We start from the raw sequence: 19096 nt of genomic DNA, 5'->3' as shown, positions 1-19096 counted from the left end.
GCGATGAAACTCGAACCTGCGCGGCTGGAGCGTATCCGGACATGGGCGGCGCGTTACGTGGACGCGCGCATCTTTGCCGGGCTGTCGGTGCTGATCCTTCAGGACGGGCGCGAGGTGTTCTTTGACGCGCAGGGCCTGCGCGATATCGACAGCGGTGCGCCCTTTGTGCGCGATACGGTGGCGCGGATTTACTCGATGACGAAACCGGTGACCTCGCTTGCGCTCATGACGCTGGTGGAAGAAGGCGCGCTGCATCTGGATGCGCCTCTTTCGCGGTTTCTGCCGGAGTTCGGCGATGCGCATGCCTTGATCGACGGGGCCAGCCGCCTTGATCAGGTCACACCTTGCGCGCCGCCAACGCTGCACCAGTTGCTGACGCACCGGTCGGGGTTGAGCTATGCGTTCAATCCCGGTCTGGTCCCGGTGGCAATGGCGGAACGCGATCTGACCTTTGCGCCGCGCGCAGGCACGCTGGCGCAAAGCTGCGCCGCGCTGGCAGCGCTGCCGCTGGCCTTTGAGCCCGGCGCGCGGTGGGAGTACTCGGTGGGCATCGACGTGATCGGGCGGGTGATCGAAGTGGTGACCGGGCAGTCGCTGAACACGGTGTTGCGTCAGCGCATCCTTGAACCGCTGGGCATGAGCGAGACCGGGTTCGCGGTCGCCGCGTCCCAAGCGGACCGCTTTGCCACACTTTACACCCGCCTGTCGGGCGATGCGATGGATCTGGGGGCCGGGGCGCAGGCCGAGGGCGATTTGCGGGTTGTCGATGATGCGAATGGCTCGCCCTTTTTCGCGCCCACTTGCCTCAGCGGCGGCGGCGGTCTGGTGGGCACAATCGACGACTACGCGAGCTTTGCCGAAGCGATGCGCACAGGCGGGCAGGGGATTGTTTCGCCAGCAACTGCGGCGTTCATGATGCGCAACCATCTGACAGCCGATATCGCAAGCCTTGGTCCTGCGAGTTTTGCCGAACAGCCCATGCGCGGCATGGGATTTGGCATCGGCGGGGCGGTGGTGCTGGACCCGGCGCAAAGCGGTGTGCCGGGCTCGGTGGGTGATTTCAGCTGGGGCGGTATGGCCTCGACGTTTTTCTGGATCGACCCGGTGCACGACATCACCGCGGTGCTGTTCACGCAACTCAGCCCCTCGTCAGCAACACCTGCGCGCGCCGAACTCAAGGCGCTGGTGCAGGGCGCGCTGATGTGACAGGCAAGGGGCAGACCCGAACGAACGAGGCCACGCCATGACCGACGCCCATGACACATTGCTGGATCTTTTGCGGGTTGAGCCACTGGAGGTTGACCTGTTTCGCGGCACCGGGCAGGGGGGTGAGACCTCGACCCGCATCTTTGGCGGGCAGGTGATCGGGCAGGCACTGGCCTCGGCCTATCAAACGGTGACGGACCGGTTGTGCCATTCGCTGCACGCCTATTTCATCCGTCCGGGTGATCCGGAAATTCCGGTGATTTATCAGGTGGATCGCGCACGGGACGGGGGCAGCTTTACCACCCGCCGCGTGGTGGCGATCCAGCACGGGCGGCAGATTTTGAACATGTCCGCCTCGTTTCACGTGGACGAAGAGGGGTGGGGCCACCAGCACCCGATGCCCGATGTGCCGGGACCCGATGGGCTGGCGGATCGCGACACGCTGCGCGCCGCCGTGGTCGACCAGATCCCCGAAAAACACCACCAAGAATTCCTGCGCCCGCGCCCGATTGACATCCGCGAGGTGGCGCCGCGCGATTTTTTCGCGCCCGAACCGGCAGATGACGTGAATCACCTGTGGTTCCGCATGGCTGCAGCACAAGGGATCAGCCCGGCGCTGCAACACTGCCTGCTGGCCTATGCGTCCGACATGAACCTGCTGGGCTCGTCCCTGCGCCCGCATGGGCAGACCTGGTTCACCGGAAAAGTGATGTCGGCGAGCCTTGATCACGCGATCTGGTTTCACGGCCCCGCCCAGTTCAGCGACTGGCATCTCTACACCATGGACAGCCCATGGTCGGGTGGCGGGCGCGGGTTCAACCGGGGCATGATCTACAACCGGGATGGCACCCTGATCGCCTCGGTCGCGCAAGAAGGGCTGATCCGCCCGATCAGGCCCAAGGCCTAGCGTTTCTTCTGACCAAAAATACCACGGGGTCTGGGGCAGCGCCCCAGTGTCACGACCCTTTGGCCCCGTATACCCGGTTCAACTTGCGCATGCCGCCGATCCAGCGATCATAGTCAGCGGTCTTGTGGCGCATGTAATCCAGCACGCCGGCATGGGGCAACACGAGGAACGTCTCGTCGTGAATGGCAGTGACGCAAGCGGCGGCAATATCCTCGGGTTCAAGCAGACCGTCGATAGCCGCGACGCCGTCCTCGAACCCGTCGATCATCGCGGTGCGCACGGCCTGGGGGCAAAGCACGGACACCTTGATCCCGTCATCGCCATGGGTCATCGCAAGCCACTCGGCCAGACCGACGGCGGCGTGTTTGGTGACGCCATAAGGGGCCGATCCGATCTGGTTAAGCAGCCCGGCCGCCGACGCCGTATTGAGCAGATATCCACCACCCCGCGCGATCATGCGCGGCACCACGTGACGGGCGGCCCAGACATGGGCCATGACGTTGATGTCCCACAGGCGCTGCCAGTCGTCATTCGGGGCCTCCGCACCGCCGGGCACAAAGACACCCGCGTTTGAACAGAACAGATCGATGGGGCCAATGCGCTCTTCGACCTCGGCGATCATTGCGGCGATTTGGTCCTCGGAAGATACATCAACTGTGAATGGTAAACCATTGACTTCGCTCGCAACCAGTTGAGCACCTTCTGTGTCGCGATCGACACAGGCGATGGCCTTGGCGCCTTGCGCTGTAAAGGCATGACACAAGGCGCGCCCAATTCCATGTGCGGCGCCGGTGACGATGATGATCTTGCCTGCGAGGTCCATCCGGCCCCTCCGAAATGAGTGCTGCGCGATTGTAGCCTCGCAATAAAGAGACGCAAAGGATACATCTCGAAATGACTCGCACTGCGGCCAGAAAACGAGGAACGCGATGACCGGCACGGCCTATGATCCCGAACGCGACGGGGCGAAGATGCACTTCAAGGACGCGATGTCTTACGGGGATTATCTGTCGCTGGATGGTTTGTTGGACAAGCAGCATCCGATCAGCACGGCCCATGACGAGCTGCTGTTTATCATTCAGCACCAGACCAGCGAATTGTGGATGAAGCTGGCGATCCACGAAATGAACGCGGCGCGCTCTGCGCTGATCGCGGGCGACATGAGCCACATGTTCAAGATGCTGGCGCGGGTGGCGCGCATTTTCGAGCAGCTCAACAGCGCATGGGACGTGCTGCGCACCATGACGCCCGCCGATTACACCACCTTTCGCGAGACGTTGGGGCCGTCTTCGGGCTTTCAATCGCACCAGTACCGGATGATCGAATACATCCTCGGAAACCGGAACCCCAACATGCTCAAACCTCATGCGCATGTTCCCGAATTTCATGATCTGCTGGCGCAGGAACTGGCCCGGCCGAGCCTTTATGACGAGGTGGTGCGCCATCTCTTTGTCACCATCGACGGGACCGGGGCGGGGGCCCCCGAGGCGCAGCTGAACACGCCACACGCCACCAATCCGGACATTCAGGCCAAATGGAAGCTGGTTTACGAGAACGTGGACACCTATTGGTCGCTGTATGAGTTGGGGGAAAAGCTGGTGGATCTTGAGGATTATTTTCGCCGCTGGCGGTTCAATCACGTAACCACGGTTGAACGGATCATCGGGTTCAAGCGCGGCACGGGCGGCACATCGGGCGTGAGTTACCTGCGCCGCATGCTAGAGGTCGAGCTGTTTCCGGAGTTGTGGCATGTGCGAGGGGAGTTGTGAGCATGGGTGTATCGCTGCCGAGAAAAGAGATGTTCGACATCCCCGAAGGGGTCATTTACCTCGACGGAAATTCGCTGGGCGTGTTGCCCAAGGGCGCGGCAGAACGCGCCACCGAAGTGATCCGGGACGAGTGGGGCGGCCAGCTGATCAAGGCGTGGAACACCGCCGGATGGATGGCGCTGCCTGCCGAGGTTGGGGATACGATTGCCGGTCTGATCGGTGCGTCCGCAGGTTCTGTCGCCACAGGCGATACGTTGTCGATCAAGGTCTATCAGGCCCTGGCTGCGGCGCTTAAAATGCGCCCGGATCGCCGGGTGATCCTGTCCGACAGCGGCAATTTCCCCAGCGATCTCTACATGGCCGAGGGTCTGATCAAGACGATCGACAAGGACTATGCGCTGCGCACGCCGGCGGCTGAGGATGTGTTGGGAGCGATCAGTGAGGAGGTCGCCGTCGTGATGCTGACCCAGGTCGATTACCGCACGGGCCGCATGCACGATATGGAGACGATCACCAAGGCGGCCCATGCGGCGGGTGCAGTGATGATCTGGGATCTGGCCCACAGTGCCGGTGCGGTGCCGGTCGATGTGACGGCCTGCAACGCCGAATTTGCCGTGGGCTGCACCTATAAATACCTGAACGGTGGACCCGGCGCGCCTGCCTTCATCTATGCGCGCCCCGATATCACGCTTGGTCTGGAACCGGCCTTGTCCGGCTGGCTCGGTCATGCCGCGCCCTTTGCAATGGAACAGGCCTATCGGCCCGCCATGTCCACCGAACGCCTGCGCGTCGGCACGCCGTCCGTGGTGCAACTGTCGATTCTGCAGGAAGCGCTGAAGGTGTGGGAGGGGGTTGATATGGCTGATTTGCGCGCAGCCTCGATCGCGCTGTCCGAAACGTTCATCGCCGAGGTTGAAAAACGCTGTCCGGCGCTGACGCTGGCCTCACCACGTGATGCCGAGGTGCGCGGCTCGCAAGTGTCGTTTGCCTTTGAAAACGGATACCCCGCGATGCAAGCACTGATTGAGCGCGGCGTGATCGGCGATTTTCGCGCACCGAACATCATGCGGTTCGGGTTCACGCCGCTGTATCTGGATCAGGCAGAGATCGTGCGTGCCGCCGAGATTATCGAAGAGGTGATCAACACGGACGTCTGGCGCGAACCGAAATATCAAACGAAGTCGCGCGTGACATGAAGAGCGACCAGTAGAGTGTTGATATTAAATGGAGAAGACAGTTTTAACGTTGTTTTACTTTGGGGGCTCTGACCGGGTAAGCAACCAGTGGCGCGGTGAAAACCTTGAAAACAAGGCATCTGTAGTGGCCAGAATCCTGTGCAAAAAAATCCTATAATCCACATTATGTTCAAATTACTTTACGCTGCATTGCTTGCTGAGGCAGCGCGCTCCGACACTTGAAAGCGGCGTGTAAGGTCCCTGAGCACTTCGGCGGCCTGCGCCAGGTTCGAGCATGCGGCGTTGGTTTCTTCGAACATGCTGGCATTGCGTTGTGTGACCGTGCCGATCTCGGCGACCGAGGCGTTGATCCGAGAAATGCCTTCGCTTTGCGTCTGAGTGCTTTCCGACACCATCGCCATCTTTGAACTGATCGCGACAATACCTGTTTCCACGGTCTCTAGGGATTTCACGGTCTCGGAAATCTTTTCGGAGCCGTTGTTCACCAGCTGCTTTGAGCGCTCGATCAGTTCGCGGATGCTGGTGACGCTGTCAGAGGATCGTTGCGCCAGGGCGCGGACTTCTGATGCAACAACCGCAAACCCACGACCTGCTTCACCGGCGCGCGCCGCTTCGACGCCGGCGTTCAGTGCCAGCAGATTTGTCTGGAACGAAATATCCTCGATCAGTCCGACGATCGTCGTGATCTCTTCTGCGCCGGTCTGGATCGCTGTCATGGCCGTTGAGGCTTCGGAAACAACTGTTCCGCTTTGCAATGCGTTGGATCTGGCATCACGCGATGACATATTGGCGTGATCCACGTTTTTGGAATTCTGCATTACGCTATTGGTAAGCTCACTCAAAAACTGCGAGGCCTCGCGCAGGTCGCCCGCCTGCCCTTCGGACCGGCGCGCCAGATCATCTGTTGCGGCGGAAATTTCGCGGATCTCGGTGTCCATTTGCACGCAATGGCGAGAGACGTCAGACACCAGATCATCCAGCGTTTGAATGGCCGTGTTGAACACGGTTCGGACCTCGTCATACTCATCCGGCAGTTTCTGTTCGATGCGGGTGGTCAAATCGCCACCTTCGAGGCGCATGAGGGCTTCGCGCAGCACGTTCATCACTTGTGATTTTTCATGGCTACGCGCGGCTTCCTTGTCGTTTTGCTCCTGGGACAGCCTTTTTTGCTCTATTTCGGCGTCTTCCTGCATACGTGCGGCCTGTTGGGCTTGCTCCAGAGCCGCTTCGGCCTGTTGTTTTGCAGCTTCCGCCTCTTCTTTTGAGGATTCGGCCATCGCCGTGAGTTGCATCGCGTTCTGGCGTGCGTCTTCGGCTTCGGCCAGATTGGCTTGTAATTCCTCGGTCTGTGCCTCTGTTTGTCTGTCCAGACGATTGAGTTGATGGACCATCAGCACAAGCGCTGCCGTTTCAATGATGACAATCGCTGCATGCAGCGCTGTACGTCCAAAATTATAGGAGAAATCACCGCTTGGGTAAATCAACGACGGCATCAGGAACGACAGCGCCAAATGATGAACGGCAATGAGAGCCGCACAAACCAGCAGTGCCACAATGCTGCGCAAACCCACCACGCAGGCCAGCAGCGCAAAGAACAGCATGTGACTGTCGATTTGCCACGGATGGCCCTGAAATGCGGCGGTAAATGCCATGGCCTGCCCGATCAGCGCGACGGCTGCGCCGATGGGGGCAAGCGTTCGATTGGTCATGGACATCAGCGCGCCGGTCACAATGAAGGCCAGCGATGCGCCGATGGGACCAAGAAGGATGCCACCGGTCAGAAACGCCGCAATGGCAACCATCGGGAACAAGGCAATGGCGAGCGCAAAGGCGCTTCGTTGTCGGGATGAGGTAATAAATGTAATCATATCAGAGACGTGCCACGCGTTTTTTTGTCTGGGATGGTTCAAAGCCGCACAGGGCCGCCAAGGCGCCGCCGGGCAAAACGACATAGCCTGCCGCCTCTAGCCGGTCCTTGGTGTTGGGGGACGCTTCCATCATGTCTGCGAGGATGCCGCGTTGTGGTCCGACAGCACGCGCCCCGAGCGCAACCGGGTCTGCAAAGGCGCGTGATTTGCCGCCGAGATCAAGGACAAGGTAGAGGTGATTTGGATCGGGTTTTCCAGAATGCGACACAATATATGTGACCGGCCCGGCAAGACCTGCCAAAGAGAACACGAACACCATCCAAAGCGCAGATTTACACATGCACGAGGGCTAGCGCGAAACCTCTTTCTTTTTTGATAACGTCGAAAAGCCGCCGACGAACACTTCGTTCAAATTTTTCAGAAAGCGCGCGATGACGAGTGACCCGTTGATATGAAGGGACGGCGGAAGTTCAACCAAACGGTTGCATTTGTGTCTGGACAATAAAGTTAAATGTCAGATGGATGCAGGTTATATTAAATGTACACTTACCCTACCCTTATCCCAGCGCATATCCCGCACCACGCACCGTGCGCACCGGATCGCTGCCGCCATGTTGAGTGAGCGCCTTGCGCAGGCGTCCGATATGCACATCGACGGTGCGCGTGTCGACGTAAATGTCGCGCCCCCAGACCCGGTCTAGCAATTGCTCGCGGCTCCACACCCTGCCCGGCTTTTCCATGAAGGTGCTGAGCAGGCGGAACTCGGTTGGTCCCAGTTTCAGCTCGTCCGGACCGCGGGTGACCTTGTGGCTTTCAGCGTCCAGAACGATGTCATCGAAATCTAGCCGCTGCCCTACGGTCGAGGGGCGCACGCGGCGCAACTGGCTGCGCACACGGGCCATTAATTCGACCACCGAATAGGGTTTGACCACATAGTCATCGGCCCCCGTTTCGAGCCCGCGCACCTTGTCCACCTCTTCAGCGCGGGCGGATAGCATGATCACCGGGATCACGCGGGTTTCGGGCCGGATCTTGATGCGGCGGCAGACCTCGATGCCCGACAGGTTCGGCATCATCCAGTCCAGCACGATGATGTCAGGCGCGTCCTCGTCGATCAGCAACAGCGCCTCTTCGCCGTTCGCGGCGCGGGACACGGCAAAGCCCTCGGCCTCGAGGTTATAGGCCAGCACTTCACGTTGCGCCGGTTCGTCCTCAACGACCAGAACGCGGGGCTGATCTGCTGACATGCTCTTGCCCTCCTCAGGCTGGCAGCGACGTCTTGTCGGCTTTGGTGCGCGCCTCGTCCGGGATCGTGCCGGTCACCAGATAGACCACCTGTTCGGCGATGGAGGTGACGTGATCGCCCATGCGCTCGATGTTCTTGGCGATGAAATGCAGGTGCATGCAGGCGGTGATGTTGCGCGGGTCTTCCATCATGAAGGTCAGGAATTCGCGGAACAGGGCGTTGTACATCTGGTCGACTTCGGTGTCGCGGTCGATCACGTCCTGAGCCAATTCCGCGTCGCGATTGACATAGGCATCCAGCGCATCCTTGAGCATGCGTTCGACCTCTTTTGCCATGCGCCGGAGCGCACCTGCACTGTCATCCACCGGAGCCATCTGGGACAGGACACTGGTCCGCTTGGCGAGGTTTTTGGCATAATCTCCAATGCGTTCAAGGTTGGCGCTCACCTTGATCACCGACAGAACGAGGCGCAGATCAACAGCGATGGGCGCGCGCAATGCGATGACGCGCGCGGCCTCTTCGTTGATCAGCTCTTCGAGGTTGTCGATGGCCTTGTCGGCGCTGCGCACAGCCTCGGCGCGTTCCTCGTCGCGGGTCTCGAGGCTGATGGCAGCCTCCATGATTGCGTTCTCAACCAGCCCGCCCATTTTCATGATCTGGGCCTGGATCGCTTCGAGATCGCGGTCAAAGGCCGATGCGATGTGTTGGTCTTGCATGTCTGCTCTCCTTAGCCGATCCGGCCGGTGATGTAGCTTTCGGTGCGCGGATCGACCGGGTTGGTAAAGATGGTGCCGGTTTCGCCGTATTCGACCAGGTTGCCGAGGTGGAAAAAGGCGGTTTTCTGGCTCACCCTTGCGGCCTGCTGCATCGAGTGGGTGACGATCACGACCGAATAGCTTTGGCGCAGCTCATCAATCAGTTCCTCGATCTGTGCGGTGGCAATCGGGTCCAGCGCCGAGCATGGTTCGTCCATCAACAGCACTTCGGGCTCGGTTGCCACGGCGCGTGCGATGCACAGGCGCTGTTGCTGGCCTCCGGACAGGCCAGTACCGGGGGCATTCAGGCGGTCCTTGACCTCGTCCCAGATGGCGCCCCTGCGCAGGGATTTTTCAACGATATCATCAAGATCAGCTTTGTTCCTGGCCAATCCGTGGATGCGGGGCCCGTAAGCCACATTGTCATAAATCGACTTGGGAAACGGGTTTGGTTTTTGAAACACCATGCCCACTTTGGCGCGCAACTGCACGGGATCAACACGTGGATCATAGATGTCCTGATTGTCGATGCGGATGTCGCCGGTCACGCGGCACACATCAATTGTGTCGTTCATCCTGTTGATACAACGCAAGAATGTGGACTTTCCGCAGCCCGAGGGCCCGATAAAGGCGGTCACGGTCTTGTCTTCGATGTCGACACTCACATCCTTGATGGCGTGGTTCGTGCCGTAATAGACCTGCACGTCGCGGGCCGCGATCTTGACCTCTTTTGTGTCCACGTCTCTCTCCAGAATTCTCATATCGTTCATGGGCTTGCCCCCTACCATCTGCGTTCAAAGCGGCGGCGCAGGACCACGGCGATTGCGTTCATTGTGATCAGGAATAGCAGCAAAATGATGATGCCGCCCCAGGCTTTTTCGTAAAACCCCGGATCGGCGCGGCTGGCCCAGGTGTAGATCTGGGCGGGCATGGCCGAGTTGGCGTCGGTGAAGCCGGACAGGAACCCTTCGGGGTATTCACGCGCCACAAAGCCGACCATGCCGATCAGCAAAAGCGGTGCGGTTTCCCCCAGTGCTTGTGCCAGACCGATAATCGTACCAGTCAGGATACCGGGCATCGCCAGTGGCAACACGTGGTGGAAAACCGATTGCATTTTCGAGGCCCCTACCCCCAGCGCCGCGTCCCGGATCGACGGCGGCACAGCCGCCAGTGAGGCGCGGGTCGAAATAATGATCGTGGGCAGCGTCATCAGTGTCAGCACAAGTCCACCGACCAGTGGTGCCGATTGCGGCAGGCCAGCAAACTGGATGAAAACGGCCAGACCAAGGATACCAAACACGATGGAGGGCACAGCGGCGAGGTTCGAAATGTTCACCTCGATCAGGTCGGTCCAGCGGTTTTTCGGCGCAAATTCTTCAAGATAGATCGATGCGGCGACCCCGATGGGCAGCGACAGGAACAGCACCACCAGCATCATAAAGAACGAGCCGATCACCGAGGCGCCAAGGCCCGCGCCCCCGGGGTTGTCGACGCCGGAATCGGTGCCGGTGATAAAGTTCCAGTTGAACGCGCCCTTGATGATATCGGCCTGTTGCAGAGCGTCGATCAGATCAAGGTCGCTGGCTTGCAGGAACCGGCTGTCCACAAGGCTGTCGCGAGTGATGCGCCCGTTTAGGTATCCGTCTACCCGCGAAGCGGCGGCGAGCTCAAAGCTGATCGGCGCGCCCAGACGGTCGGGATTGGCCTGCAGATAGCTGCGGATCGTGCCGCCGGGCTTGCCCACCAGCCGCTGGATCGCCTTGCCGTCAAAAGCAACCTCAAGCCCGCGTTCCTGCAATTGCCCCTCAAGGGCGGCGATGAACAGTTTTTCATACTCTTTGGTCTTGAGCATCTTGCCTTCGGCGGTGTCGAACTGTTCCTGCGTGACGGTGAATTCGATGTCGATGACGGTCTGCGTAAATGCAGGCAGACCCGAGCGCAGGATCGACGTGAACAGGAACACCAGAAACAGCAGGCCGACGCCGATGGCGCATATGCCATAGGCCCGGAACCGCTTTTCCGCGGCATTGCGTTTGCGGGTGCGCGCGTCCGTGGCGATCAGCCCGGCTCTGGGGGCTGCGGCGGGGGAAAGGCTGGCGTCAGTCATCAGTCATACTGCTCCCGGTATTTGCGCACGATATAAAGGGCGAACACGTTGAGCCCGAGGGTCAGCACAAACAGCGTCATACCCAGGGCAAAGGCCACCAGCGCCTCGGGCGAGGCGAAATCGGCATCCCCCGTAAGCTGGCTCACGATCTTGGCGGTGATGGTGGTCATCGCCTCGAACGGGTTGAGCGACAGGCGCGCCGCCGCCCCTGCCCCAAGCACCACGATCATCGTCTCGCCAATGGCGCGGCTGGCGGCCAGCAGGATCGCGCCCACGATGCCCGGCAGGGCGGCGGGCAGGATCACGTGCCGGATGGTTTCGGATTGCGTCGCTCCCAGCCCGTATGAGCCGTCGCGCATTGCCTGCGGCACCGCGTTGATGATGTCATCCGAAAGTGAGGACACGAAAGGGATCAGCATGATGCCCATCACGAGGCCTGCGGTCATCACCGCCGTGCCCCCCGACATCCAGCCCAGCGTGTCCTTGCCAAACATCGTGACCAGCAGCGGTCCGACCGTCAGTAGTGCGAACAGCCCGTAAACGATTGTGGGAATACCCGCGAGGATCTCGATCAGCGGCTTGGCGATGCTGCGCAGGCGCGGGCTGGCATATTCCGACAGGTAAATCGCAGCGAACAGGCCAATGGGCACCGCCACCAGCAGCGCGATGAGCGAGATGTAGAACGTCCCCCACAAGAGTGGCAGAATCCCGAGGTCGGAGGCCCCCCCGCGCCCGGAAAAGCTGGGCGCCCAGTTGGTGCCGAAAAAGAAGTCCGCCGCCGGGTAGAGTTTGAAGAATTCAATTGTGTTGAACAGCAGCGCAAAGACGATGCCGATGGTGGTCAACACGGCGAGCGACGCGGCGGCGATCAGCAGGGCCAGCACACCACGTTCGACCGCATTGCGTGCCCGAAATTCGGCATGGGAACGCGACAGGGCAAAGCCCGCGCCGCCAAGCGTGATCAGCAATACGACGACCGCCATCATCAACGCGCCGGTTGCATTCATGGCACGATAGGCTTGTGCGGCCCCAAGCACTTCGGCGCTGACGGCAGAACCGAGTGCGACGCCCATATCACCAAGCGTTTCGCGCACATCGGTGTCTTCGGTGCTGAGGGAGGCCGCCGCCTCGCGGCTCATAGCACCTGTGCTGACAGCCACATCAAGGCCATCGGCCACCCGGCGCACATCGCTCATCACAAGGCTGAAAGAGCTGCCTTCGGCGACCATCGTGTCGGGCAGCGTGGACAGGACGCTGGAATTGACGATGTAGGGCTGCACCAGCAGCCAGATGATCAGGACACCTGCCGCCGGGACCACCGCCCACATCGCGACAATTGCGCCGTAATAGCTGGGCAGGGAATGCAGAACGCGCCGGTCACCGCCCGCGCTGTTCAGCGCGCGGCGTCGGCCAAGCACGTAGCCCGCAAACGCGATGGCGAGGATCAGAAGGATGAGCCAGGTCAGCGGCATATCGGCTCCAGTCGTCAAATCTGCCCCAGCAGCGGGGCATGGTGGTCAGGGTGGGGATGGCACAGGCGCGCCACCCCCTTTGTCATTTGGGGGGCGATCAGCTGCCGCCGCCGATGGTGGCTTCGGCCTCAACCGCGGCCTGGGTTGCGCCCAGTTCCGGGTCGGCCACAAGGCCGTATTCGGCCAGTGGACCTTCGCCGCCTGCGATCTCGTCCGCGACAAAGAAGGATGCGAATTCCTTGAGGCCGGGGATCACGCCGATATGGGCCTTTTTCATGTAGAAGAACAGCGGACGCGAGACGGGGTATTCGCCGGTCGAGATGGTCTCGGTCGAGGGGGATACACCGCCCATGGTCGCGACTTTCAGCTTGTCGGTGTTGTTCTCGTAGAACGCCAGACCGAAGATGCCGATACCGTTGGGGTTGGCGTCGATGCGAGCGAGCGTTTCGGTGTAGTCGCCGTCGATGTCCACCGATACGCCGTCCTGACGGACGTCGATGCAGGCGTCTTCGGCGTCATCTTCGGACATGCCGGCCTCGATCATCGCGGCCATGGCGCCGGTGTCTTCGCAGCCTTTCAGCAGGACCTTGTCTTCGAACACTTCACGGGTGCCGTGCTTGGTGCCGGGGATGAAGGCGACGATATCGGCGGCAGGCAGGTCACCGTTGAAATCGGCCCACTGCTTATGCGGGTTGTCAACGATGGCGCCGTCCACGAGGACCTTGGCACCAAGGGCGTTGAAGATGTCGGAGGCCTCGAACGCGTCATAGGCGGGGCCATTTGTCTGGCTGGCAAAGACGATGCCGTCATAGCCGATGCGCACTTCTATGATGTCGGTCACACCGGCGTCGGCGCAGGCCTTGATTTCCTTGTCGCGGATCTGGCGCGACGCGTTCGCGATGTCGATGGTGTTTTCACCCACGCCTTCGCAGAACCGCTTGAGGCCCGACGACGATCCGCCTGATTCCACGACCGGTGTCGGGAAATCGAAGTTTTCGCCAAAGGCTTCGGCGACAATCGATGCATAAGGCAGAACGGTGGACGATCCGGCAATCTGGACCTGATCGCGTGCCATGGCGGCAGTGGCCGCGACAGCAGAGATCGCAAGCGCCGAGGTGGTGAGTTTCACAAAGGACATAACTGTCTCCTGTTTGAACGTTTTGGTGATCCCCCCCATGGGAATCTCGAGACCCGTCTAGGGTCGCCCCGCTATGCTTTTGTGACAGTTGCGTAACAGTTTTATGACAGCCGCAGTGTTAACGGCGCGTCAGGTCGATTTTTCCTGCGTGGGCAGGATCACGGTAAAGGTGGCACCCTGCCCCAGCGTGCTTTCCACCCGCAACCGGCCGCGATGGCGGTTGATGATATGTTTGACGATGGCCAGCCCCAGGCCGGTTCCGCCAAGGGCCCGGCTGCGGTGATCATCGGCGCGGTAGAACCGCTCGGTCAGGCGTGGCAGGTGACGTGCGTCGATGCCGGGCCCGTAATCCACGATCTGCACCCGTGCGCCGGGCGCGCGCAGTGCCGCCTCGCGCGGGCTGGTGGTCAGCCGGACCGTGACCCGCCCGCCTGCGCCGCCATATTTGATCGCGTTTTCAATCAGATTGGTGAACACCTGCTTGAGCTGATCTGCATCGCCGGTCATATGCACGGGCCGATCCGGCACTTCCGCTTCAAAGGTCACGCCGGCCTCATCGGCAAGGTGGCGCAGGGTGCGCAGGGTCGACTCGAGCACATCGTTGAGCACCACCGACCCCGTGGGCCGCACCCGCTCGTCCCCTTCGACCCGATTGAGCGACATGAGATCCCCGACCAGACGGTTCATGCGCGCGGCCTCGTCCTGCATGATGTCCAGAAACCGCGCCGAAGCCGCCTTGTCATCGCGCGCAGGCCCGCGCAGGGTTTCAATAAAGCCCATGAGGGCCGTCAGGGGCGTGCGCAGCTCGTGGCTGACATTGGCCACGAAATCGCGGCGCATCTGGCTGGCCTGTTCGACATGGGTCATGTCTTCAAACGTGCACATGACCGCCCCGACCGCACCTTGGCCCAGCCCGTCCACAGCCCGGCAGGTGACCTGAAACGTGGTGTCCTGCGCCCCATCATTGCCCAGATAGCGCGTGGTGCGCGGCGTACCGTCACCGAGTGTGGCCTCGATTGCATCAAGCAGCGCTGGCTGGCGCAGCATGGTGACGTAATTGCGCCCGCGCGCCTGTTGCCCGATCAAGGTCAGCGCCTCGGTATTGGCGGCGATGATGTGGTCTGTGGAATCTATGGCCAGCGCAGGCAGCGGGATCGCGGACAGGATGGCATCAAGGATATCGTCACCCATGCCTGCCCTGCCCCTTAGCCTGTGGCGGCCTGAATGGCGGAGGTGAACACGTCACACAGCGCGTCCGGGTCCTCAAGACCGACCGAGACGCGAAAGAACCCTTCGGACATGCCCAACTCGGCCCGTTTTTCCGCCGTCAGTGCCCGGTGCGAGGATGAGGCGGGGTGCGAGATCGTGGTGCCCACATCGCCCAGCGTCGGGGCAAAGTTGAGCCCCTCGGCCCCGCGCGCCAGCGCATTGGCCGCCGCCCGGTCGCCGTCAATCTCGAAGCTGACCATGTTGCAATACTGACCCTTGAGCAGGGTCTCGGCCCGCGCGTGATCAGGATGATCCCGGCGCGCGGGGTATATCACCCGTTTGACGCCCTTGAGCGTCGCCAGATGCGTGGCGAGGATTGCTGCACTGGCTTGCGCGCGATCATAGCGTAAGGGAAAGGACAGCATGCCCCGCTCGGCCAGCCAGCAGTCAAACGGGCTGGGCGACATGCCTGCGGTCACAGTGAACACGCGCAGCCTGTCGTTGAGTTCCGCGTCAGTTGCCGCCACATAACCCAGCATCACATCCGAATGCCCCGCCAGCAGCTTGGTCACGGAATGGATCACGATGTCCGCGCCGTGATCAAAGGCGCGGAACGCGCGGGGCGTGGTGAACGTGTTGTCGACAACCAGCAGCACACCGACCTCGCGCGCCAGTGCAGACAGGCCCAGAATGTCAGCGACGCGCAATGTGGGGTTGGATACCACCTCGACCAGGATCATCCGCGTTTCGGGACGGATGGCGGCGCGTACCGCCTCGACATCCCCGGGATCGACCATCGAGGTGGCGATGCCCAGACGCGGCAGGTCTTCGGACATCATCCGCAAGGACCGCCCATAGAGCTGGTTGCCCCCGATCACGTGATCCCCGGCCTTGGTCAGACCCAGCAGCACCGCCGACACGGCAGCCATGCCGCTTGCGGTCACAACGCCCATATGCGGCGCACCCTCCATCGCGTCGATGGTGCGGGCCACAACGTCGGCGTTGGGATGACCCTCGCGGCTGTAGGTATAGCCATGCAGGTCGCCTTCGTACTGTGCATCCAGCATGTCCGGCGTGTCCGAGGCATAGACAACCGAGGGAGACAGCGGTGTGGCCACAGGGCGCGACGCACTTTCTGGCAGAGGTACGGGGCGCATGATCGATCCGCGGTCATTCTTCATGTGGGCACAACCGTCATCGTGTCGCGAAAGCGGCGCATGTTGTCCTGATAGTGCAGCGCCGAGGCGCGCAGACCATGAATGGCGGTCTCATCCAGTTGACGCACCACCTTGCCCGGCATGCCCATCACCAGCGATCCGTCCGGGATTTCCTTGCCTTCGGTGATCAGCGCCCCTGCCCCGATCAGGCAATTCTTACCGATCTTTGCGCCGTTGAGGACGGTTGCGCCCATCCCGATCAGAGTGTTGTCACCGATGGTACAGCCATGCAGCATGACCTTGTGGCCAATGGTGCAGCCCGCGCCGATCGTCAGCGGATAGCCGAGATCGATATGCATCACGCAGTTTTCCTGCACGTTGGAGCCTTCACCGATACGAATTTCCTCGTGATCTGCGCGGATTGTGCAGCCAAACCAGACACTTGCGGCGCGTTCCAGAACCACTTTTCCGATCAGGTTGGCGTCTGGCGCCACCCATGTGTCATCCGCAATCTCGGGCGCATCATCGCCAAGGGCATAGAGTGTCATTTCAACTCCTCGAACTGGGTTTGCAGGGCGCGCACATGGTCGGTGAGGTCGGGCTGTTGCAGACGGCGCAGGCGCGTCGCCTCGATGATGGTCTTGAGTTGCGTTTCGGTCTGGTCCAGATCGTCGTTGACCAGCACGAAATCATATGAATCCCAGCGGCTGATCTCGTCCCAGCTTTTGCGCATGCGTTTCTTGATCACATCGTCGCTGTCCTGATTGCGCGCCACAAGGCGGCGGTGCAATTCGGTGATCGACGGGGGCAGCAGGAATATCGAAAGCGTGTGTGCGCCCAGATCCGAGTTGCGGATTTGTTGGGCGCCCTGCCAGTCGATGTCGAAGAGCACGTCATGGCCGCCGTTGATCGCGGTCGACACCGGCCCCTTGGGCGAGCCGTAGAAATTGCCAAAGACATGGGCGTGTTCCAGCATCTCGCCGCGCTTGACCGCCTTTTTGAAGTCGGGAACGGAGATAAAGCTGTAATGCTCGCCATCCACCTCGCCCGGGCGCGCGTCGCGGGTGGTGGAGGACACCGAAAACACGATGTCACTGTCCCAGGCCCGCAGGCGGTGGGCCAATGTGCTTTTGCCCGCACCCGAGGGCGAGGACAGGATGATCAGCAGCCCGCGGCGCTTGGTCTGGTCGGTCGTCATGGGCTATTCCACGTTCTGCACTTGCTCGCGCATCTGGTCGATCAGCGCCTTGAGGGCGAGGCCGACGCGGGTGAGATCGGCGTTTTGCGCCTTGGAACACAAGGTGTTGGCCTCGCGGTTGAACTCCTGCATCAGGAAATCGAGCTTGCGCCCGATCGCGCCGCCCTCGCCCAGCAGCGTGCGCGCGGCATCCACATGGGTGTGCAGGCGGTCGATTTCCTCGGTCACGTCCGCCTTGACGGCCAGTAGGGCGAGTTCCTGCGCCACCCGGTCAGGATCGGCGCCATCAGTGTTTTCCAGCACGCGTGCGAGGTTGTCGCGCAAGGTGGCTGCAACCTCTTCCTTGCGGGCCTCGGCGAGCGTGGCGGCCTCTTGCGTGAGGCTGGCCACGGTGTCGAGCTGGCCCATCAGCACGCCATGCATGGCAGTGCCCTCGCTTTGGCGCATCTCGTCAAAGGCATCGAGCAGCGTGGGCAATTCGGCCACAAGGGCGGCACGCAGAGGGGCCGGGTCATCCTGGCTGGTCCCCTGTTCCAGCACGCCGCGCATCATTGCGATGTCACTGGCGCGCGAAGGCGCAAGCGACAGACCCTGCTCCATCGCCTCGGCCTCGATGGCGAGCAGCGATTGCACGGTCGCTTTCATCTGCACCGTGTTGAGGGTGATGGCCGCCACCGCATCATCGCGCGACACCCGCAGCGACAGGGTCACATTGCCACGATGCGCACGCGCCAGCACCAGCGGGCGAATTGCGGCCTCAAGCCCGTCGATCCAGTCCGGCACACGCAGCCGTACATCCAGCCCCTTGCCATTGACGGAACGGATATCCCAGGACCAGCGAAACGGGTCCATCGCGCCGGTCGCGGCCGCAAAGCCGGTCATGGACCGCACAGTGTTTGCAGCAGCGTTTTCCTTGGGGCTCTTTTGATTTTTCTGGCTGTTCATGCAGTTGCGTTTAGGGGCTCTGCCGGACTGGGGCAAGCCAAAGACTCAAGCCCAATTCCCCTCAGGTCGGTTAACCAGTTGTTAACATTGCCCGCCATATTTTGCCGCGTTTTGATACATATTCGCCTCAAGGACGGCAAACCGCCGTTGGTTTGCACCCAAAATGAGACCCAGAGACGCATATGATGGACAAATCGGACCATAACCCTCACAATATCCTCAACATGACAGAGTTTCGAGCAGACGTTGGATATTCAGCCATTTCCCAGGTCGAGGCCTATTGGGAAGGCCTGCGCGGTGCGCGCCTTATGCCAAAGCGCTCCGAGATCGATCCCCGTGGAATCGAATCCGCGCTTGAACACACATTCGTGCTCGAACGGATTGCCCCCGGAATGGCCCGCATTCGCATTGCCGGAAGCCATCTGAGCGACCTGATGGGGATGGAAGTGCGCGGAATGCCGCTGACGTCGCTGATCACCCCGCCCTGCCGCCGTCAAATTAACGATTTGCTCGAAGATGTGTGCCAGCGCCCCGCCGTGTGCGAGATGCGCCTGAACGCGGAAATCAGCGTGACCAAGCCGCAACTGGACGGTCGCCTGCTGCTGATGCCGCTGAAAAGTGACCTCGGTGATGTGAGCCGGATCCTGGGTTGTCTGGTCGCACAAGGTGACATTGGCCACACGCCGCGCCGCTTTGACGTGGTAGGTGCCAAGATACGCACGATCACCGCGCCCTCGACCCTGCCGATTGCACAAAAGCAGCCAGCCAAGACGCCGGATGCGCCCGCACAGGCCCAGGGGTTCGCTGAACCGGCCCGTGCGTTCAAATCCCATGCGCCGCGCCCGGATGTGCCCTATCTGCGGGTTGTCAAATCAGACGACTGACGGCGCGGACCTTCCCCACGTAGAAAAAGCGCGAGTGGC

General features: G+C 61.2%; 20 protein-coding genes. 6 read left to right on the top strand and 14 right to left on the bottom strand.

Annotated elements, in window-relative coordinates; all coding sequences use genetic code 11:
• The first annotated feature begins 3 nt into the window (after positions 1-3).
• Together Q1A89_RS18400 and Q1A89_RS18395 are read left to right on the top strand one after the other, a co-directional pair.
• Positions 4-1206: a serine hydrolase domain-containing protein gene (locus tag Q1A89_RS18400; protein WP_299731773.1), complete on the top strand. Its 1203-nt coding sequence runs from the start codon at positions 4-6 to the stop codon at positions 1204-1206.
• A 37-nt stretch (positions 1207-1243) separates the two neighbouring features.
• The gene (locus Q1A89_RS18395) at positions 1244-2113 is read left to right on the top strand and encodes an acyl-CoA thioesterase II (RefSeq protein WP_299731770.1); all 870 of its coding nucleotides are present in this window, start codon (positions 1244-1246) and stop codon (positions 2111-2113) included.
• A 49-nt stretch (positions 2114-2162) separates the two neighbouring features.
• Here Q1A89_RS18395 and Q1A89_RS18390 read toward each other — a convergent pair whose 3' ends face one another.
• Complete coding sequence (locus tag Q1A89_RS18390; RefSeq protein WP_299731767.1) at positions 2163-2936, bottom strand: SDR family oxidoreductase; 774 nt, start codon at positions 2934-2936, stop codon at positions 2163-2165.
• Positions 2937-3042: 106 nt separating this feature from the next.
• On the opposite strand from Q1A89_RS18390, the gene Q1A89_RS18385 reads away from it, so the two are divergent.
• Together Q1A89_RS18385 and kynU are read left to right on the top strand one after the other, a co-directional pair.
• The gene (locus tag Q1A89_RS18385; RefSeq protein ID WP_299731764.1) at positions 3043-3882 is read left to right on the top strand and encodes a tryptophan 2,3-dioxygenase family protein; all 840 of its coding nucleotides are present in this window, start codon (positions 3043-3045) and stop codon (positions 3880-3882) included.
• Between the two features lie 2 nt (positions 3883-3884).
• Positions 3885-5078 carry a kynureninase gene (gene kynU / locus Q1A89_RS18380; protein ID WP_299731761.1) on the top strand — a complete coding sequence of 398 codons (1194 nt, stop codon included), beginning with the start codon at positions 3885-3887 and terminating at the stop codon, positions 5076-5078.
• Positions 5079-5257: 179 nt separating this feature from the next.
• Here kynU and Q1A89_RS18375 read toward each other — a convergent pair whose 3' ends face one another.
• Positions 5258-6679, bottom strand: a complete 1422-nt coding sequence (locus Q1A89_RS18375) for a methyl-accepting chemotaxis protein (RefSeq protein ID WP_299731758.1) — start codon at positions 6677-6679, stop codon at positions 5258-5260.
• On the opposite strand from Q1A89_RS18375, the gene Q1A89_RS18370 reads away from it, so the two are divergent.
• Positions 6680-6928: a hypothetical protein gene (locus Q1A89_RS18370; protein ID WP_299731755.1), complete on the top strand. Its 249-nt coding sequence runs from the start codon at positions 6680-6682 to the stop codon at positions 6926-6928.
• A gap of 19 nt (positions 6929-6947) precedes the next feature.
• Here Q1A89_RS18370 and Q1A89_RS18365 read toward each other — a convergent pair whose 3' ends face one another.
• From Q1A89_RS18365 to Q1A89_RS18310, 12 genes are all read right to left on the bottom strand, one after another.
• On the bottom strand, positions 6948-7286 hold the full coding sequence (locus tag Q1A89_RS18365) for a hypothetical protein (RefSeq protein ID WP_299731752.1): 339 nt from the start codon (positions 7284-7286) through the stop codon (positions 6948-6950).
• Between the two features lie 217 nt (positions 7287-7503).
• Positions 7504-8193, bottom strand: a complete 690-nt coding sequence (gene phoB, locus Q1A89_RS18360; RefSeq protein ID WP_299731749.1) for a phosphate regulon transcriptional regulator PhoB — start codon at positions 8191-8193, stop codon at positions 7504-7506.
• 13 nt (positions 8194-8206) lie between these two features.
• Positions 8207-8908: a phosphate signaling complex protein PhoU gene (gene phoU / locus Q1A89_RS18355; RefSeq protein WP_299731746.1), complete on the bottom strand. Its 702-nt coding sequence runs from the start codon at positions 8906-8908 to the stop codon at positions 8207-8209.
• Positions 8909-8919: 11 nt separating this feature from the next.
• Positions 8920-9717: a phosphate ABC transporter ATP-binding protein PstB gene (gene pstB, locus Q1A89_RS18350; protein WP_299731743.1), complete on the bottom strand. Its 798-nt coding sequence runs from the start codon at positions 9715-9717 to the stop codon at positions 8920-8922.
• 11 nt (positions 9718-9728) lie between these two features.
• On the bottom strand, positions 9729-11054 hold the full coding sequence (pstA, locus tag Q1A89_RS18345) for a phosphate ABC transporter permease PstA (RefSeq protein ID WP_299731740.1): 1326 nt from the start codon (positions 11052-11054) through the stop codon (positions 9729-9731).
• Complete coding sequence (gene pstC, locus Q1A89_RS18340; RefSeq protein WP_299731737.1) at positions 11054-12526, bottom strand: phosphate ABC transporter permease subunit PstC; 1473 nt, start codon at positions 12524-12526, stop codon at positions 11054-11056. Before pstC ends, pstA begins: the two co-directional genes overlap by 1 nt.
• A gap of 97 nt (positions 12527-12623) precedes the next feature.
• Complete coding sequence (locus Q1A89_RS18335) at positions 12624-13664, bottom strand: substrate-binding domain-containing protein (RefSeq protein ID WP_299731734.1); 1041 nt, start codon at positions 13662-13664, stop codon at positions 12624-12626.
• 129 nt (positions 13665-13793) lie between these two features.
• Positions 13794-14855, bottom strand: coding sequence for an ATP-binding protein (locus Q1A89_RS18330; protein WP_299731733.1), 1062 nt, complete (start codon positions 14853-14855; stop codon positions 13794-13796).
• 14 nt (positions 14856-14869) lie between these two features.
• Positions 14870-16054: an aminotransferase class I/II-fold pyridoxal phosphate-dependent enzyme gene (locus Q1A89_RS18325; protein ID WP_299731730.1), complete on the bottom strand. Its 1185-nt coding sequence runs from the start codon at positions 16052-16054 to the stop codon at positions 14870-14872.
• Entirely contained in the window at positions 16051-16578 is a 528-nt protein-coding gene (locus tag Q1A89_RS18320) for a gamma carbonic anhydrase family protein (RefSeq protein ID WP_299731728.1), read from the bottom strand. The genes Q1A89_RS18325 and Q1A89_RS18320 overlap by 4 nt, the downstream gene beginning before the upstream one ends.
• A complete protein-coding gene (gmk, locus tag Q1A89_RS18315; RefSeq protein WP_299731726.1) occupies positions 16575-17228 on the bottom strand; it encodes a guanylate kinase in 654 nt (217 codons plus the stop codon). The genes Q1A89_RS18320 and gmk overlap by 4 nt, the downstream gene beginning before the upstream one ends.
• 3 nt (positions 17229-17231) lie before the next feature.
• A complete protein-coding gene (locus Q1A89_RS18310) occupies positions 17232-18110 on the bottom strand; it encodes a YicC/YloC family endoribonuclease (RefSeq protein WP_299731980.1) in 879 nt (292 codons plus the stop codon).
• A gap of 287 nt (positions 18111-18397) precedes the next feature.
• Here Q1A89_RS18310 and Q1A89_RS18305 point away from each other — a divergent pair, with 287 nt between their 5' ends.
• Complete coding sequence (locus Q1A89_RS18305; protein WP_299731724.1) at positions 18398-19057, top strand: PAS domain-containing protein; 660 nt, start codon at positions 18398-18400, stop codon at positions 19055-19057.
• Positions 19058-19096: the final 39 nt, after the last annotated feature.

It is taken from the genome of uncultured Tateyamaria sp. (genome assembly GCF_947503045.1).
Classification (GTDB): domain Bacteria; phylum Pseudomonadota; class Alphaproteobacteria; order Rhodobacterales; family Rhodobacteraceae; genus Tateyamaria.
Note: the sequence above shows the minus strand (reverse complement) of the source record. Positions and strands in the feature narration are given on the sequence as shown.

What these genes read in the sequence shown, in the direction of transcription:
- Q1A89_RS18400 (WP_299731773.1), top strand. Translation starts at nt 4, where the DNA reads ATGAAACTCGAACCTGCGCGGCTGGAGCGTATCCGGACATGGGCGGCG.
- Q1A89_RS18395 (WP_299731770.1), top strand. Translation starts at nt 1,244, where the DNA reads ATGACCGACGCCCATGACACATTGCTGGATCTTTTGCGGGTTGAGCCA.
- Q1A89_RS18390 (WP_299731767.1), bottom strand. Translation starts at nt 2,936, where the DNA reads ATGGACCTCGCAGGCAAGATCATCATCGTCACCGGCGCCGCACATGGA.
- Q1A89_RS18385 (WP_299731764.1), top strand. Translation starts at nt 3,043, where the DNA reads ATGACCGGCACGGCCTATGATCCCGAACGCGACGGGGCGAAGATGCAC.
- kynU (WP_299731761.1), top strand. Translation starts at nt 3,885, where the DNA reads ATGGGTGTATCGCTGCCGAGAAAAGAGATGTTCGACATCCCCGAAGGG.
- Q1A89_RS18375 (WP_299731758.1), bottom strand. Translation starts at nt 6,679, where the DNA reads ATGCTGTTCTTTGCGCTGCTGGCCTGCGTGGTGGGTTTGCGCAGCATT.
- Q1A89_RS18365 (WP_299731752.1), bottom strand. Translation starts at nt 7,286, where the DNA reads ATGTGTAAATCTGCGCTTTGGATGGTGTTCGTGTTCTCTTTGGCAGGT.
- phoB (WP_299731749.1), bottom strand. Translation starts at nt 8,193, where the DNA reads ATGTCAGCAGATCAGCCCCGCGTTCTGGTCGTTGAGGACGAACCGGCG.
- phoU (WP_299731746.1), bottom strand. Translation starts at nt 8,908, where the DNA reads ATGCAAGACCAACACATCGCATCGGCCTTTGACCGCGATCTCGAAGCG.
- pstB (WP_299731743.1), bottom strand. Translation starts at nt 9,717, where the DNA reads ATGAACGATATGAGAATTCTGGAGAGAGACGTGGACACAAAAGAGGTC.
- pstA (WP_299731740.1), bottom strand. Translation starts at nt 11,054, where the DNA reads ATGACTGACGCCAGCCTTTCCCCCGCCGCAGCCCCCAGAGCCGGGCTG.
- pstC (WP_299731737.1), bottom strand. Translation starts at nt 12,526, where the DNA reads ATGCCGCTGACCTGGCTCATCCTTCTGATCCTCGCCATCGCGTTTGCG.
- Q1A89_RS18335 (WP_299731734.1), bottom strand. Translation starts at nt 13,664, where the DNA reads ATGTCCTTTGTGAAACTCACCACCTCGGCGCTTGCGATCTCTGCTGTC.
- Q1A89_RS18330 (WP_299731733.1), bottom strand. Translation starts at nt 14,855, where the DNA reads ATGGGTGACGATATCCTTGATGCCATCCTGTCCGCGATCCCGCTGCCT.
- Q1A89_RS18325 (WP_299731730.1), bottom strand. Translation starts at nt 16,054, where the DNA reads ATGAAGAATGACCGCGGATCGATCATGCGCCCCGTACCTCTGCCAGAA.
- Q1A89_RS18320 (WP_299731728.1), bottom strand. Translation starts at nt 16,578, where the DNA reads ATGACACTCTATGCCCTTGGCGATGATGCGCCCGAGATTGCGGATGAC.
- gmk (WP_299731726.1), bottom strand. Translation starts at nt 17,228, where the DNA reads ATGACGACCGACCAGACCAAGCGCCGCGGGCTGCTGATCATCCTGTCC.
- Q1A89_RS18310 (WP_299731980.1), bottom strand. Translation starts at nt 18,110, where the DNA reads ATGACCGGCTTTGCGGCCGCGACCGGCGCGATGGACCCGTTTCGCTGG.
- Q1A89_RS18305 (WP_299731724.1), top strand. Translation starts at nt 18,398, where the DNA reads ATGACAGAGTTTCGAGCAGACGTTGGATATTCAGCCATTTCCCAGGTC.